The following is a 14,940-nucleotide window of genomic DNA, read 5'->3' on the forward strand; positions in this document are numbered from 1 at the left end:
ATCACCACATCAACCAGGCAATATGCCTGAGCTGTTGAATGCTTTTAAAAGTAAACAGAGAGAAACGGGAAGGAGAAGTGAAGTGGTGCTGATACCCAGAGTCGAACTGGGGACCTCACCCTTACCAAGGGTGCGCTCTACCAACTGAGCCATATCAGCACGTCTGGAGCGGGCAGCGGGAATCGAACCCGCATCATCAGCTTGGAAGGCTGAGGTAATAGCCATTATACGATGCCCGCATCCTGAAACTCGGCTACCCAGTTCTTTCTGTAACAAAAAAGAGATTTCTCTCTTTTCTGTTCGAGCTGATTAATTTTTTAACCAACTCAGGCGGCGATAACGCTGCCAGAAAGTGGTGGTGGGGGAAGGATTCGAACCTTCGAAGTCTGTGACGGCAGATTTACAGTCTGCTCCCTTTGGCCGCTCGGGAACCCCACCGGACTTGATGGTGCCGACTACCGGAATCGAACTGGTGACCTACTGATTACAAGTCAGTTGCTCTACCTACTGAGCTAAGTCGGCATCAAGTAGCGCGCATTTTATGGAGACATGCGCACTCATGCAACTAAAAAATTGCATAAAATGTTCTATCGCTCACATTTTGCACTATGCGACCGATAAATAATCTATTTCCTCTTTAGATTGGACAAATTTCCAACGCCAGGCGCGTTCCCTGAGGGGCATTTTGCTCCGGCACGCAGTAATCAATAGAGAGAAAGTGCATCTTTATACATCTGGAATAGCCGTCACATTGCGTTTCAGGGGAAGATTTTTTCTTATTATTCCCTCCCATCTGGTGTTACCCTCCTGCCCATTGTCCAAATTAACTGAAATGTGCGTGCCATTGCGTACCGGGGATGATTTCGTTTTTTACCGCAGACCTGATATAGCAATGACAGCCAGACCATGCGTATGAGTATAAAAGAGCAAGCGTTAACGTCGCCTTACCTACAGTTTGATCGCAACCAGTGGGCTGCGCTTCGTGATTCCGTGCCGATGACCCTGACCGAGGAAGAGATTGCTCGTCTGAAAGGCATTAACGAAGACTTATCGCTGGAAGAAGTTGCCGAGATTTATTTGCCTCTATCGCGTTTGCTAAATTTTTACATCAGTTCGAACCTGCGACGTCAGGCTGTGCTGGAACAATTTTTAGGCACCAACGGCGAGCGTATTCCTTATATTATTAGCATTGCTGGTAGCGTCGCTGTCGGCAAAAGTACGACTGCGCGTGTATTGCAGGCGCTGCTGAGTCGCTGGCCCGAGCATCGTAAGGTTGAGCTGATTACTACCGATGGTTTTCTTCATCCGAACCAGGTGTTGAAAGAACGGGGGCTCATGAAGAAGAAAGGCTTCCCTCAGTCCTATGATATGCACCGTCTGGTTAAATTCGTTTCCGATCTGAAGTCTGGCGTCCCCAACGTTACGGCGCCGGTCTATTCTCATCTGATCTATGATGTGATCCCTGACGGTGACAAAACCGTTGCCCAGCCCGACATATTAATCCTCGAAGGGCTCAATGTATTACAAAGCGGGATGGACTATCCTCACGATCCACATCATGTATTTGTTTCTGACTTTGTCGACTTTTCTATTTATGTTGATGCGCCAGAAGAATTACTCCAGACGTGGTATATCAACCGCTTCCTGAAATTCCGCGAAGGGGCATTTACCAACCCAGACTCTTATTTCCATAACTATGCGAAATTGTCGGAAGACGAGGCAATCAACACCGCCACATCGCTTTGGAAAGAAATTAACTGGCTGAATTTAAAGCAGAATATTTTACCAACGCGTGAAAGAGCCAGCTTGATTATGACCAAAAGCGCCAATCATGCCGTTGAGCAAGTCAGGCTGCGTAAATAAATAAAAAAGGGGAGCCTCAGCTCCCCTTCTTATTATTCAGCACTTCTCAGCGATATTTCCCCACCCATCCAGGGTTTTATCACGCCATTTTGTTCAAGCAGTAATGCGCCTTGCGCATCTATTCCACGAGATATACCAAATATTTCTTTATCGCCAATAATGAGTTTTACCGGACGGTCGATAAAGTTGTCCAGCTTCTTCCAGCGGGACAGATACGGCGCCAGGCCCTCATGCTCAAACAGTATCAGGGCAGCGCGCAGCTCGCGGATCAACCGGGCAGCCAGAGTATTGCGGTCAATGTTAATACCCGCTTCCTGCAGGTTAATCCAGCCTTGATTAACCACATTCTCTTCTACCCGACGCATAGACATATTAATACCCGCGCCAATAACAATTTGCGCGGCATCGCCTGTCTTACCAGTGAGTTCAACCAGAATCCCTGCCAGTTTACGGTCGAGTAAATAGAGATCGTTGGGCCATTTTACACGGACTTTATCCGCACCCAGATCGCGCAAAACCTCAGCCATGACAATACCAATCACCAGGCTCAGGCCAATCGCGGCTGCCGGTCCTTGTTCCAGTCGCCAGAACATTGAAAGGTACAGATTGGCGCCAAAGGGAGAAAACCATTTACGTCCACGACGACCACGACCTGCATGCTGATACTCAGCGACGCAGGCATCCCCTGACTGCAGTTGACCAATTCGGTCCATCAGGTACTGATTGGTTGAATCGATAACTGGCAGGACCGTTATATTCCCGCCATCCAGTTGAGAATAAATACGCGATGAATCTAAAAGCTGGATAGGCTCAGGTAAGCTGTATCCTTTACCAGGGACCGTAAAGACATCAACCCCCCAGTCACGTAGCGTCTGGACATGTTTATTAATTGCCGCACGGCTCATTCCCAGCTTTTCGCCGAGTTGCTCACCGGAGTGAAATTCGCCATCGGCCAATAATGAAATAAGCGTCAGGGGGACGGTATTATCCTTCATGCAACGATCTCCACGGCATTCACTTCACCCTGCGGACCAATAAACCGGACTTCTGGCTCGAGCCAGACATTGAATTTCTCACCGACTTTTTGGCGTACGTGATGTGCAAGTTGCACCACATCCTGACTCGTCGCATGCTCTGCATTGATCAGCACGAGTGCCTGCTGCTGATGTACCGCTGCGCCACCAATGCGCATACCTTTTAGCTGGCACTGATCGATAAGCCAGCCAGCTGCCAGTTTCACAGAACCATCGGCCTGCGGGTAATGAGGCGCTGTAGGGAATTTTGCCAGGAGCTCCTGCGCAATATCTGCGGTGACAACCGGGTTTTTAAAGAAGCTTCCTGCATTACCGTTCACTTTTGGATCGGGCAGCTTTGTCGTGCGCATATGGCAAACAGAGTCAAAAATCTGCTGAGGTGTCACGGTGGCAGGATCCAGACGCGTCAGGTCACCGTAAGTCAAAACAGGCTGCCACTGTTTAGGCAAGCGCAGACCAACGGCGACAATAGCGAAACGATCCTGGTACTCATGCTTGAAGATGCTGTCACGGTAACCAAATCGACATTCTGCAGCGTTAACGCGCAGATGTTTGCCGGTCGAAAGCTCTACGCAGTCTACGTATTCACAGACGCGCTGCAGCTCTACGCCATAGGCACCAATATTCTGGATTGGCGATGAACCCACGCAGCCGGGGATAAGCGCCAAATTTTCCAGGCCAGGCATGTTGTGTTCCAACGCATAGCGCACCAACTGATGCCAGTTTTCACCCGCGCCTACGTGTAAATGCCACGCATCAGGTTGTTCAGTAATCTCTATCCCCTTGATACGGTTGACGATCACCGTTCCATAGAAGGTATCAAGAAACAGGACGTTACTCCCCTCGCCCAAGATCAGTACTGGATGATGTGATGCCTTGGCTGATTGCCAGGCATTCAATAATTGTTGCTCATTTTCGGCGCAGACAAGTTCGTTGGCTTGTTGATCGATGCCGAAGGTATTCCAGGCTTTAAGGGAGTGATTCATAGACGCTTTCCTGATGCAAAATCGCGCTTAGTTTACCGCATATGCCGCAGGATGGCTTGTGTTATGGAGGCATGTTGCTTTGCACCCGATGGCGCCGCGATGTGCCTGATGCGCTGCGCTTATCAGGCCTGCAAAATACGTTCAGTCCGGCGGGTTTCACTCCGTACAGACGCAAAAAAGCCCATCCGTCAGGATGGGCTTCTTCACTTGTTTGATGCCTGGCAGTTCCCTACTCTCGCATGGGGAGACCCCACACTACCATCGGCGCTACGGCGTTTCACTTCTGAGTTCGGCATGGGGTCAGGTGGGACCACCGCGCTACAGCCGCCAGGCAAATTCTGTTTATCAACACACCTCTTGGGCATGTCGATGTAATCTGTATCAGGCTGAAAATCTTCTCAAATCCGCCAAAACATCTTCGGCGTTGTAAGGTTAAGCCTCACGGTTCATTAGTATCGGTTAGCTCAATGTATCGCTACACTTACACACCCGACCTATCAACGTCATAGTCTTTAACGTTCCTTCAGGAGACTTAAAGTCTCAGGGAGAACTCATCTCGGGGCAAGTTTCGTGCTTAGATGCTTTCAGCACTTATCTCTTCCGCATTTAGCTACCGGGCAATGCCATTGGCATGACAACCCGAACACCAGTGATGCGTCCACTCCGGTCCTCTCGTACTAGGAGCAGCCCCCCTCAATTCTCCAGCGCCCACGGCAGATAGGGACCGAACTGTCTCACGACGTTCTAAACCCAGCTCGCGTACCACTTTAAATGGCGAACAGCCATACCCTTGGGACCTACTTCAGCCCCAGGATGTGATGAGCCGACATCGAGGTGCCAAACACCGCCGTCGATATGAACTCTTGGGCGGTATCAGCCTGTTATCCCCGGAGTACCTTTTATCCGTTGAGCGATGGCCCTTCCATTCAGAACCACCGGATCACTAAGACCTGCTTTCGCACCTGCTCGAGCCGTCACTCTCGCAGTCAAGCTAGCTTATGCCTTTGCACTAACCTCCTGATGTCCGACCAGGATTAGCTAACCTTCGTGCTCCTCCGTTACTCTTTAGGAGGAGACCGCCCCAGTCAAACTACCCACCAGACACTGTCCGCAACCCGGGTAACGGGTCTACGTTAGAACACCAGCCATTAAAGGGTGGTATTTCAAGGTTGGCTCCACGCAGACTGGCGTCCACGCTTCAAAGCCTCCCACCTATCCTACACATCAAGGACCAGTGTTCAGTGTCAAGCTATAGTAAAGGTTCACGGGGTCTTTCCGTCTTGCCGCGGGTACACTGCATCTTCACAGCGAGTTCAATTTCACTGAGTCTCGGGTGGAGACAGCCTGGCCATCATTACGCCATTCGTGCAGGTCGGAACTTACCCGACAAGGAATTTCGCTACCTTAGGACCGTTATAGTTACGGCCGCCGTTTACCGGGGCTTCGATCAAGAGCTTCTCCTTACGGATAACCCCATCAATTAACCTTCCGGCACCGGGCAGGCGTCACACCGTATACGTCCACTTTCGTGTTTGCACAGTGCTGTGTTTTTAATAAACAGTTGCAGCCAGCTGGTATCTTCGACTGATTTCAGCTCCATGAGCAAGTCACTTCACCTACCATCAGCGTGCCTTCTCCCGAAGTTACGGCACCATTTTGCCTAGTTCCTTCACCCGAGTTCTCTCAAGCGCCTTGGTATTCTCTACCTGACCACCTGTGTCGGTTTGGGGTACGATTTCGTGTTACCTGATGCTTAGAGGCTTTTCCTGGAAGCAGGGCATTTGTTACTTCAGCACCGTAGTGCCTCGTCATCACACCTCAGCGTTAATAAGGTACCGGATTTACCTGGAACCTCCGCCTACATGCTTAAACCGGGACAACCGTCGCCCGGCTAACATAGCCTTCTCCGTCCCCCCTTCGCAGTAACACCAAGTACAGGAATATTAACCTGTTTCCCATCGACTACGCCTTTCGGCCTCGCCTTAGGGGTCGACTCACCCTGCCCCGATTAACGTTGGACAGGAACCCTTGGTCTTCCGGCGTGCGGGTTTTTCACCCGCATTATCGTTACTTATGTCAGCATTCGCACTTCTGATACCTCCAGCATGCCTCACGACACACCTTCAACGGCTTACAGAACGCTCCCCTACCCAACAACACATAGTGTCGCTGCCGCAGCTTCGGTGCATGGTTTAGCCCCGTTACATCTTCCGCGCAGGCCGACTCGACCAGTGAGCTATTACGCTTTCTTTAAATGATGGCTGCTTCTAAGCCAACATCCTGGCTGTCTGTGCCTTCCCACATCGTTTCCCACTTAACCATGACTTTGGGACCTTAGCTGGCGGTCTGGGTTGTTTCCCTCTTCACGACGGACGTTAGCACCCGCCGTGTGTCTCCCGTGATAACATTCTTCGGTATTCGCAGTTTGCATCGGGTTGGTAAGTCGGGATGACCCCCTAGCCGAAACAGTGCTCTACCCCCGAAGATGAATTCACGAGGCGCTACCTAAATAGCTTTCGGGGAGAACCAGCTATCTCCCGGTTTGATTGGCCTTTCACCCCCAGCCACAAGTCATCCGCTAATTTTTCAACATTAGTCGGTTCGGTCCTCCAGTTAGTGTTACCCAACCTTCAACCTGCCCATGGCTAGATCACCGGGTTTCGGGTCTATACCCTGCAACTTAACGCCCAGTTAAGACTCGGTTTCCCTTCGGCTCCCCTATTCGGTTAACCTTGCTACAGAATATAAGTCGCTGACCCATTATACAAAAGGTACGCAGTCACCCCATAAAGAGGCTCCCACTGCTTGTACGTACACGGTTTCAGGTTCTTTTTCACTCCCCTCGCCGGGGTTCTTTTCGCCTTTCCCTCACGGTACTGGTTCACTATCGGTCAGTCAGGAGTATTTAGCCTTGGAGGATGGTCCCCCCATATTCAGACAGGATACCACGTGTCCCGCCCTACTCTTCGAGTTCACAACATATGCACTTTTGTGTACGGGGCTATCACCCTGTATCGCCGGACTTTCCAGACCGTTCCACTAACACACATGCTGATTCAGACTCTGGGCTGCTCCCCGTTCGCTCGCCGCTACTGGGGGAATCTCGGTTGATTTCTTTTCCTCGGGGTACTTAGATGTTTCAGTTCCCCCGGTTCGCTTCATTACGCTATGTATTCACGTAATGATAGTGTGTCGAAACACACTGGGTTTCCCCATTCGGAAATCGCCGGTTATAACGGTTCATATCACCTTACCGACGCTTATCGCAGATTAGCACGTCCTTCATCGCCTCTGACTGCCAGGGCATCCACCGTGTACGCTTAGTCGCTTAACCTCACAACCCGAAGATGTTTCTTTCGATTCATCATCGTGCTGCGAAAATTTGAGAGACTCGAACACACCGCTTATCTGTTCTTATTACGGAGAACAGACACAGTGTGTCGTTTCAATTTTCAGCTTGATCCAGATTTTTAAAGAGCAAAACTTCGCAGTGAACCTTTTCAGGTACACTCTGAAGTTTTCTTGTGTTGTTGCAGTAAGTAAAGGATGGTGGAGCTATGCGGGATCGAACCGCAGACCTCCTGCGTGCAAGGCAGGCGCTCTCCCAGCTGAGCTATAACCCCATCGTAAATACTTATCTCTGTACCCTAATTCGTTTCCGGGCAAGGCGCGGTGGTGCGAAGCATACTGAAGTATGCGAGCATCGCCGTAACACAGCACGGAGGCGAATTTGGTAGGCCTGAGTGGACTTGAACCACCGACCTCACCCTTATCAGGGGTGCGCTCTAACCACCTGAGCTACAAGCCTGCAGAGATTTTCTTACTGCTAATTTTCATCAGACAATCTGTGTGAGCACTACAAAGAACGTTTCTTTAAGGTAAGGAGGTGATCCAACCGCAGGTTCCCCTACGGTTACCTTGTTACGACTTCACCCCAGTCATGAATCACAAAGTGGTAAGCGCCCTCCCGAAGGTTAAGCTACCTACTTCTTTTGCAACCCACTCCCATGGTGTGACGGGCGGTGTGTACAAGGCCCGGGAACGTATTCACCGTGGCATTCTGATCCACGATTACTAGCGATTCCGACTTCATGGAGTCGAGTTGCAGACTCCAATCCGGACTACGACATACTTTATGAGGTCCGCTTGCTCTCGCGAGGTCGCTTCTCTTTGTATATGCCATTGTAGCACGTGTGTAGCCCTACTCGTAAGGGCCATGATGACTTGACGTCATCCCCACCTTCCTCCAGTTTATCACTGGCAGTCTCCTTTGAGTTCCCGGCCTAACCGCTGGCAACAAAGGATAAGGGTTGCGCTCGTTGCGGGACTTAACCCAACATTTCACAACACGAGCTGACGACAGCCATGCAGCACCTGTCTCAGAGTTCCCGAAGGCACCAAAGCATCTCTGCTAAGTTCTCTGGATGTCAAGAGTAGGTAAGGTTCTTCGCGTTGCATCGAATTAAACCACATGCTCCACCGCTTGTGCGGGCCCCCGTCAATTCATTTGAGTTTTAACCTTGCGGCCGTACTCCCCAGGCGGTCGACTTAACGCGTTAGCTCCGGAAGCCACGCCTCAAGGGCACAACCTCCAAGTCGACATCGTTTACGGCGTGGACTACCAGGGTATCTAATCCTGTTTGCTCCCCACGCTTTCGCACCTGAGCGTCAGTCTTTGTCCAGGGGGCCGCCTTCGCCACCGGTATTCCTCCAGATCTCTACGCATTTCACCGCTACACCTGGAATTCTACCCCCCTCTACAAGACTCTAGCCTGCCAGTTTCGGATGCAGTTCCCAGGTTGAGCCCGGGGATTTCACATCCGACTTGACAGACCGCCTGCGTGCGCTTTACGCCCAGTAATTCCGATTAACGCTTGCACCCTCCGTATTACCGCGGCTGCTGGCACGGAGTTAGCCGGTGCTTCTTCTGCGAGTAACGTCAATCACTAAGGTTATTAACCTTAATGCCTTCCTCCTCGCTGAAAGTACTTTACAACCCGAAGGCCTTCTTCATACACGCGGCATGGCTGCATCAGGCTTGCGCCCATTGTGCAATATTCCCCACTGCTGCCTCCCGTAGGAGTCTGGACCGTGTCTCAGTTCCAGTGTGGCTGGTCATCCTCTCAGACCAGCTAGGGATCGTCGCCTAGGTGAGCCGTTACCCCACCTACTAGCTAATCCCATCTGGGCACATCCGATGGCAAGAGGCCCGAAGGTCCCCCTCTTTGGTCTTGCGACGTTATGCGGTATTAGCTACCGTTTCCAGTAGTTATCCCCCTCCATCGGGCAGTTTCCCAGACATTACTCACCCGTCCGCCACTCGTCACCCGAGAGCAAGCTCTCTGTGCTACCGTTCGACTTGCATGTGTTAGGCCTGCCGCCAGCGTTCAATCTGAGCCATGATCAAACTCTTCAATTTAAGTTTGATGCTCGTGAATTAAACTTCGTAATGAATTACGTATGTTCACTCAGAGACTTGGTATTCATTTTTCGTCTTGCGACGTTAAGAATCCGTATCTTCGAGTGCCCACACAGATTGTCTGATAAATTGTTAAAGAGCAGTTGTGACGCGCTTTAGCGCTCTGTCGCGAGGTCCCGTATATTACGTTTTCCTCATTCAGAGTCAAGCATTTATTTTTGCTTTTCTCCTCGAAGTTCTCAGTGGAACTCCGCTGACCCGGCGGCTTGTAATCCGTTGTTCCGTGTCAGTGGAGGCGCATTATAGGGAGTTATTTCAGGCTGACAAGGGGAAATTTAAAATAATCTTCCGAGTGCCTACTTTTCCACCAAAACGACCTAAACCGCCAGTTTTTCGAGCGACTTAAAGCCATAACGCTGCAGTACGGGTAATAATTGTTCGGCTTCTGTGGTCATTGCCATACAGAATGCGACATTCTCGTCAGTTGATTTTGCGTCTGGCGCCTCATGTTCTAATAACCAGGCCGTGCGACGCGCAATTGCGGCACCAGAATCCACCAACCGCGTTCCCTCGGGCAGTACCTGTAAAAGTTCTTCCTGTAATAGAGGGAAATGGGTGCAGCCGAGCACTACCGTGTCAGGTGGTTCCGTCATCCTCAGCCAAGGGCGCAGGATGCGGCGCAGTTCTTCCAGAGAAACTGTTTCACCGTGTAGCTTCGCTTCAGCCAGTTCCACCAGCTCGGCGGAACCCAACATCGCTATCTGACATTCGTTAGCAAATCGCGCAATCAACTCGTGAGTATACGAACGCTTCACCGTTGCACGTGTAGCCAGCAGCCCCACTACGCCATTCGCCGTGAGTCGCGCCGCCGGTTTAATCGCAGGCACCACGCCCACAACCGGGAAGGCAAATTTCTCACGTAACGCAGGAAGCGACACCGTGCTTGCTGTATTACACGCGATGACAGCAAGAGAGAGGGGATAGCGCTGCTGGACCGCAGTCACAATCTCAACAACACGTTCGACGATAAACTCCTCGCTCTTCTCTCCATAAGGAAAGGCGACATTGTCGAAAGCGTAGATATAGTGGAGATCCGGCAGAAGACGCCGGATCTCGTCATAGACCGACAACCCACCGACACCGGAATCAAACACCAGCACGGTGGGACGTGGATCAGAAGGTGTAGCTGCCAGACAAGGTGTATTCCCGTCCTGCAGTTGCGTAGCCATAAACTGTCTCGTAATCTTTATCGAACAGGTTGGCGATTTTACCACGAACTGTCAGCTGTGAGGTGATTGGATATGACACGGCAAGATCCCACAGGCTAACCCCACCCATTTTTACCGGCTGGTAGGTTACGTAGTCCGTGTCATAACGCGTTCCCAGGTAGTGATACGTCAGGCCCCAGTCAAAATCATAGACCTGCCAGTCAAGCTGGTACTTCACCTGCTGTTTAGAACGGCGCGCGAGCGGCTTGTCCGTAATCGCATTGCGCGAATCGACATAATCGTAGCTCAGCGTATGTGCCAGCGGACCGGTATCAAAGTTTGCGGTCGCTTCCACACCTTTAATGCGTACTTTGCCTTCGTTAAAGTATTTTTCGGTATGCGGGTCGTAATCGATCATGTCATCAATATCGTTGCGATACCCTGAAACTCGCCAGTTCACGCCCGCCGTTAAGCCTTCAAACGCCCCTTCCCATTGCTTACTTTGCTCAGGATCCAGGTTCGAATTGCCGTAATAACCATGCAGTTGTCCAAGATTAGGCGCTTTGTAAGATGTACCGTAGGACGCAATAAAGCGATAGCCCTCAATAAACTCCCATCCGGCGCTGGTTTGCCATGTGCCATGACGTCCAAACTCGGAGTTGTCATCGCTACGCGCCGCGCCTTCAAAGGTAAAGTCGCCCAGTTGCTGCAACCCGGTCAGATAGAGCCCCGTATTACGCTGATCGTAACCGTCCGTAACATACCCGGTGCCTGGCGTTGTGGTTTGTTTTTGCCAGTCGACGCCTGCGCCTACGTTACCGTGCCCCAGCACCATACTGTTGGACCACTGAACATTATATTGCTTCATATCATCCAGTGTGGCCGAGGAGTCATAGCGGCCATAATCCGGATCATAGTTGTAGTCTTTGCTATGGCTATAGCTCGAAACCAGCTGCGACTGGATAAGCTCGCCATTAAAACGTAGTCCGGCATCCCAGCTTTGGCTGTAGAGTTTTCGGGTATCGAGGAGCGGCGAGCCAGGGGAGTAATATGCGTCGTAATTCGTACGATTATCATAACCATAGCCACGAACAAACCCGCTCCATGTATCGGAAAAGTTGTGTTCCAGCGCGCCATACAGCGTCTTACTTAAAAAACCGTCTTTATCGGGCTGAGCCTGAGAGCCGGTGCTGCCGTATGCTACAACATCAAAACCTTTGGTATAGGCATAATCACCCATCAGCGTGACGCGCGTATTTTCGCCGAGCTGCTGTTGGGTTGAGACATCGTAATTCTGATACCCATTGCTCCCCACACCGGCCGTAAGTTCTGTCCCCGGCTTTTCGCGCGTGGTAATGATATTCACCACGCCGCCAATCGCATCAGAACCATAAACCGCCGAACGCGGCCCACGGATGTATTCGATACGTTGTACTAGCGAGACAGGGAACTGGCTGAGATCGGCAGATCCGCTCACACCCGCTAAGTTCAGACGCACACCGTCAATCAGCACCAGTACATGGCTGGAATTGGTTCCACGAATAAAAATTGAGGAGTTTTGTCCCATGCCGCCGCTTTGCGCGATATCGACGCCGGGCAGGCGACGAAGCACATCATTCACGGAGGTGGATTGCCAGCGATCGATATCCTGACGCGTAACAACGGTGATAGGAGCAAGTACTGCGCTACGAGGCTGCTGAAAACGGTTGGCAGTGACGACAAGAGTATCTGGGCTAGTGTCCTGCGCCCAACCAGAAAATGCCGTGATGGACAGTGCCGTGCACAGCAGCGATTTTTTAATCATTGTAAAGCATCCACAATATAAGAAGGATGCCGCAGGTCCCACCGATAGTACGCGATGATGAAAGCCAGATGCGACGTTAGCCGGCAGGTCTTCGGGCTTGGAGGCAACTTAAAGAGATGATGACTTCCCACGGCAAGCCGCAGTGTCTGCACCAGGTGCGCTCATCTCCTACCTTCCTTACCGCTGCGCGTCAGCTCCAGATTCACACTGGATTCCCTTTTAACTCACAGGACCGGAAAACGGATGCTACAGTTTGTTACAACCCACTGTCCAGACTGCGTATCACAATATCGAAAATCATCAATGACTGGACATCTGTTGAGCAATCCCTACAATCCCCGCGTACTTTTATTTTTCAGGACGCATCATGACCCCCGAACACCTTCCGACAGAACAGTACGACGCCCAGTTAGCTGAAAAAGTAGTGCGTCTGCAGAGCTTAATGACGCCATTTTATGCACAGGCTCCGGAAGTGTTTCGCTCGCCGGTCAGCCACTACCGTATGCGCGCGGAATTTCGTCTGTGGCATGACGGGGATGACCTGTACCACATCATGTTCGACAGCCAGACCAAAAACCGTATTCGTGTCGACAGCTTCCCGGCGGCCAGCGAGCTTATCAACACGCTGATGACGGCAATGATCGAAGGGGTACGCAATAACCGCGTCCTGCGCCACAAACTGTTCCAGATTGATTACCTCACAACCCTGAGCGATCAGGCGGTGGTATCGATGCTGTACCATAAAAAGCTGGATGATGAATGGCGTCAGGAAGCCGAAGCGCTGCGGGATGCGCTGCGGGCGCAAAACCTGAACGTGCATCTGATTGGCCGGGCAACTAAAACCAAAATCGAACTGGACCAGGACTACATTGACGAACGCTTGCCGGTTGCGGGTAAAGAGATTATCTATCGTCAGGTTGAGAACAGCTTCACCCAGCCGAATGCCGCCATGAATATTCAGATGCTGGAATGGGCGATTGATGTCACCAGGGGGTCAAAAGGCGATCTGCTTGAGCTGTACTGCGGCAATGGCAATTTCTCTCTCGCCCTCGCACAAAACTTCAACCGCGTGCTGGCCACTGAAATCGCCAAGCCATCTGTGGCTGCTGCACAGTACAACATTGCGGCGAACCATATTGATAATGTACAAATTATCCGCATGGCGGCCGAGGAGTTTACTCAGGCGATGAACGGGGTGCGCGAGTTCAACCGTTTGCAGGGGATCGATCTGAAGAGTTACCAGTGTGAAACCATTTTCGTTGATCCACCGCGCAGCGGTCTGGACAGCGAAACGGAGAAAATGGTGCAGGCGTATCCGCGAATTCTGTACATCTCCTGCAACCCGGAGACATTGTGTAAGAACCTAGAAACGTTAAGCCAGACCCACAATGTTTCACGTCTGGCTCTGTTCGATCAGTTCCCGTACACGCACCATATGGAGTGCGGTGTATTACTGACCGCAAAGTAAGTGATGTGCTGGCCGGGGGCGTTTCGCTTGCCCGGCCTACAACTATTACTCCGCTATTTCCTGTTTACGGTTACGCACCTTAAAGCCAATCCAGAACACCAGAATCACCGACAGTACCGCTGGGAAGAAGTTAGAACCAATATCCGGATATTCAGCGCGAACTACGGTGCTGTACAACAAAACGCCGAGAATAAAACAGGCGGCGGCCAGGCCCGGTAGCCCCACAGGCATGGTGCGATTCTGATAGCGTTGATGCAGACAATAAACCGTCAGCACCAGCGAAATAATCGGGAATACTGAGAATGGCACAATGGAGCTAAACAGCGCCGCAAATGTACCATTAATCGATAAGCCAGCAACCAGCGCCAGCAGCAGCGTACCTTTATCTTGACCTGACTGTTTCATTGCTCGTCCTTCTCGTTACTCGGAGTGGTGCGTCATCTTCTCTTGTTCACGGCGGTACCAATAAAATGCGCCTTTGGCGATCATCCGCAGTTGCAATACCAGCCGCTCTTCCAGCTGTCGACGCTGTTCGGCGCCAACATCCAGTGCTTCTGCCCCGGCGCTGAACACAATCGTTACCATGGCTTCGGCTTGCGCTTCAGTAAACGCACGAGGCATATGGTTTTCGAGTTCCAGATAGTCCGCAAGTTCCGCAATGAAGTGCTGAATTTCACGAGCCACTGCGGCACGAAACGCCGCGGAGGTACCAGACCGCTCGCGCAATAATAAACGGAAGGCGTTGGGATTGTTGCCGATGAACTCCATAAATGTTGAGACCGAGGTGCGGATCACACTCCCGCCCTTCGCGATACGCTGACGCGCCTGGCGCATCAACTGACGCAGCATCAGACCGCTCTCGTCCACCATCGTCAGGCCGAGTTCATCCACATCGCGGAAGTGGCGATAAAACGAGGTTGGCGCTATGCCCGCTTCACGAGCGACTTCGCGTAAACTGAGGCTGGCAAAACTACGCTCAGCGCTGAGTTGACTAAATGCGGCTTCTACCAGCGAACGCCGGGTTTTTTCTTTTTGTTGCGCTCTAACGCCCATCACGATGTCTGAATCCTTCCACATACCTTGCTGGCACTATACCAGAGATTAGGCGGTTGGCATGGCTTTGTGAATGATTGTTTACGCGCAGTTTGTGCTTCGGGT

8 protein-coding genes, 6 tRNA genes, 3 rRNA genes, 1 pseudogene and 1 riboswitch are annotated in these 14,940 nt (G+C 51.5%); of the genes and pseudogenes, 3 read left to right on the forward strand and 15 right to left on the reverse strand.

Going from position 1 to position 14,940, the window contains the following annotated elements; genetic code table 11:
- Nucleotides 1-83 precede the first annotated feature (83 nt).
- The 4 genes from WHR59_RS22640 to WHR59_RS22655 all read right to left on the reverse strand — a co-directional run bounded on the left by WHR59_RS22640 (nt 84) and on the right by WHR59_RS22655 (nt 522).
- Nucleotides 84-159: transfer RNA gene (locus tag WHR59_RS22640), tRNA-Thr, on the reverse strand.
- 5 nt (nt 160-164) lie between these two features.
- Nucleotides 165-239, reverse strand: a tRNA-Gly gene (locus tag WHR59_RS22645).
- A 114-nt stretch (nt 240-353) separates the two neighbouring features.
- Nucleotides 354-438 (reverse strand) — tRNA-Tyr (locus tag WHR59_RS22650).
- Nucleotides 439-446: 8 nt separating this feature from the next.
- A tRNA-Thr gene (locus tag WHR59_RS22655) sits at nt 447-522 on the reverse strand.
- A gap of 19 nt (nt 523-541) precedes the next feature.
- On the opposite strand from WHR59_RS22655, the pseudogene WHR59_RS22660 reads away from it, so the two are divergent.
- Nucleotides 542-622, forward strand: a pseudogene (locus WHR59_RS22660) (hypothetical protein); the annotation flags it as partial.
- 290 nt (nt 623-912) lie between these two features.
- Nucleotides 913-1,863: a type I pantothenate kinase gene (coaA, locus tag WHR59_RS22665; protein ID WP_043018507.1), complete on the forward strand. Its 951-nt coding sequence runs from the start codon at nt 913-915 to the stop codon at nt 1,861-1,863.
- Between the two features lie 32 nt (nt 1,864-1,895).
- Here coaA and birA read toward each other — a convergent pair whose 3' ends face one another.
- The 9 genes from birA to btuB form a co-directional block, all read right to left on the reverse strand.
- Entirely contained in the window at nt 1,896-2,858 is a 963-nt protein-coding gene (gene birA / locus WHR59_RS22670; RefSeq protein WP_043018016.1) for a bifunctional biotin--[acetyl-CoA-carboxylase] ligase/biotin operon repressor BirA, read from the reverse strand.
- On the reverse strand, nt 2,855-3,883 hold the full coding sequence (murB, locus tag WHR59_RS22675) for a UDP-N-acetylmuramate dehydrogenase (protein WP_338843476.1): 1,029 nt from the start codon (nt 3,881-3,883) through the stop codon (nt 2,855-2,857). Before murB ends, birA begins: the two co-directional genes overlap by 4 nt.
- 216 nt (nt 3,884-4,099) lie before the next feature.
- Nucleotides 4,100-4,215, reverse strand: a 5S ribosomal RNA gene (gene rrf, locus WHR59_RS22680).
- 96 nt (nt 4,216-4,311) lie between these two features.
- Nucleotides 4,312-7,217, reverse strand: a 23S ribosomal RNA gene (locus tag WHR59_RS22685).
- Nucleotides 7,218-7,430: 213 nt separating this feature from the next.
- Nucleotides 7,431-7,506, reverse strand: a tRNA-Ala gene (locus WHR59_RS22690).
- A 108-nt stretch (nt 7,507-7,614) separates the two neighbouring features.
- A tRNA-Ile gene (locus tag WHR59_RS22695) sits at nt 7,615-7,691 on the reverse strand.
- 71 nt (nt 7,692-7,762) lie between these two features.
- A 16S ribosomal RNA gene (locus WHR59_RS22700) occupies nt 7,763-9,302 on the reverse strand.
- Together the 16S, 23S and 5S rRNA genes with 2 tRNA genes alongside form the textbook arrangement of a ribosomal RNA operon.
- A gap of 377 nt (nt 9,303-9,679) precedes the next feature.
- A complete protein-coding gene (gene murI, locus WHR59_RS22705; RefSeq protein WP_043018954.1) occupies nt 9,680-10,531 on the reverse strand; it encodes a glutamate racemase in 852 nt (283 codons plus the stop codon).
- Nucleotides 10,476-12,314, reverse strand: coding sequence for a TonB-dependent vitamin B12 receptor BtuB (gene btuB / locus WHR59_RS22710; RefSeq protein WP_220771955.1), 1,839 nt, complete (start codon nt 12,312-12,314; stop codon nt 10,476-10,478). Before btuB ends, murI begins: the two co-directional genes overlap by 56 nt.
- Before the next feature lie 65 nt (nt 12,315-12,379).
- Nucleotides 12,380-12,566: riboswitch (cobalamin riboswitch) on the reverse strand.
- A gap of 115 nt (nt 12,567-12,681) precedes the next feature.
- On the opposite strand from btuB, the gene trmA reads away from it, so the two are divergent.
- On the forward strand, nt 12,682-13,782 hold the full coding sequence (trmA, locus tag WHR59_RS22715) for a tRNA (uridine(54)-C5)-methyltransferase TrmA (RefSeq protein WP_043018952.1): 1,101 nt from the start codon (nt 12,682-12,684) through the stop codon (nt 13,780-13,782).
- Nucleotides 13,783-13,827: 45 nt separating this feature from the next.
- On the opposite strand, the gene WHR59_RS22720 is transcribed toward trmA, so the two are convergent.
- Together WHR59_RS22720 and fabR are read right to left on the reverse strand one after the other, a co-directional pair.
- Nucleotides 13,828-14,187, reverse strand: coding sequence for a YijD family membrane protein (locus tag WHR59_RS22720; RefSeq protein WP_003825114.1), 360 nt, complete (start codon nt 14,185-14,187; stop codon nt 13,828-13,830).
- A 15-nt stretch (nt 14,188-14,202) separates the two neighbouring features.
- Nucleotides 14,203-14,838, reverse strand: a complete 636-nt coding sequence (gene fabR, locus WHR59_RS22725) for an HTH-type transcriptional repressor FabR (protein WP_003028862.1) — start codon at nt 14,836-14,838, stop codon at nt 14,203-14,205.
- Nucleotides 14,839-14,940 lie beyond the last annotated feature (102 nt).

The organism is Citrobacter europaeus, assembly GCF_037482245.1.
Classification (GTDB): Bacteria; Pseudomonadota; Gammaproteobacteria; order Enterobacterales; family Enterobacteriaceae; genus Citrobacter; species Citrobacter europaeus.